This is a genomic window from Alcanivorax sp. HI0083, from assembly GCF_001635175.1.
On sequence record NZ_LWFX01000161.1, the window covers coordinates 1 to 930 of the forward strand.

At 57.1% G+C, this 930-nt stretch carries 2 protein-coding genes; both read right to left on the bottom strand.

All coding sequences use genetic code 11. The features are described 5' to 3' along the window. The coding region (locus A3754_RS01740) for a DUF945 family protein (RefSeq protein WP_231880439.1) at positions 1 to 198 on the bottom strand (198 nt) is incomplete at its 3' end. A 181-nt stretch (positions 199 to 379) separates the two neighbouring features. Then, positions 380 to 930, bottom strand: a 551-nt coding sequence (locus tag A3754_RS01745) for an acyl-CoA dehydrogenase C-terminal domain-containing protein (RefSeq protein WP_197468369.1), incomplete at its 5' end; no start/stop codon positions are given.

The following is a 930-nucleotide window of genomic DNA, read 5'->3' on the forward strand; positions in this document are numbered from 1 at the left end:
CGCGCTGGAGGAGAACAGACCCCGCTCGTAACGCACCACATCCAGCAAGATATCCTTCTGCCCCGGCAGTATTTCCATCTTCGCGACTTCATCGCGGACCACCTGCTCAACCCGCAGGCCCACATAAAAGGTAGCCGCCAGCCATGCCACTACCGGCAGTACAACCAGCACCACAACCAGTGCGAGTCCTTTTTTCATGGGTATTCCCCCTTCGTCCTTGTTACCCCGTTTTTTGAAGTGCATCACTATAGCGGAAAAACACCGGGAGTAACGATCAGCCCGCCAACCACCTCAGGCGCGTTCCGCGTTGCCCTGAACCCAAAAAAGAAACAAAAAAAAGCCCGCCATGAGAGGCGGGCTTTTTTCTCTACAGGAAAGATCAGAATGCAAAGTGATCAGCATCCAGATCCATCATGCAGTCCAGACCACCTTCGATGGCGCCTTTATGGCCAGCCACGCGCGGCAGGATACGCTTGAAGTAGAAGCGTGCAGTGCTGATCTTGGCCTTGTAGAAGTCCTCGTCACCGGCACCGGATTCCAGTGCGGCGTGGGCCACAGAAGCCATACGGGCCCACAGGTAAGCCAGGGTCACGTAGCCGGAGTACATCAGGTAATCCACAGAGGCGGCACCCACGTATTCNGGGTTCTGCATGGCCTGCATGCCGATGGCCTGAGTCAGCTCGCCCCATTCCTTGTTGTAGCCGGCCAGCGGCTCCAGGAATTCTTTCAGGTCCGCATTGTCGCCATTGGCTTCACAGAACTGGTGCACGATCTTGGTGAAGTTACGCAGGGCCTGACCCTGAGTCATCATCACCTTGCGGCCCAGCAGATCCAGTGCCTGGATGCCGGTGGTGCCTTCGTACAGGGTGGAGATACGGGCATCACGTACGTTCTGCTCCATGCCCCACTCACGGATAAAGCCGTGGCCAC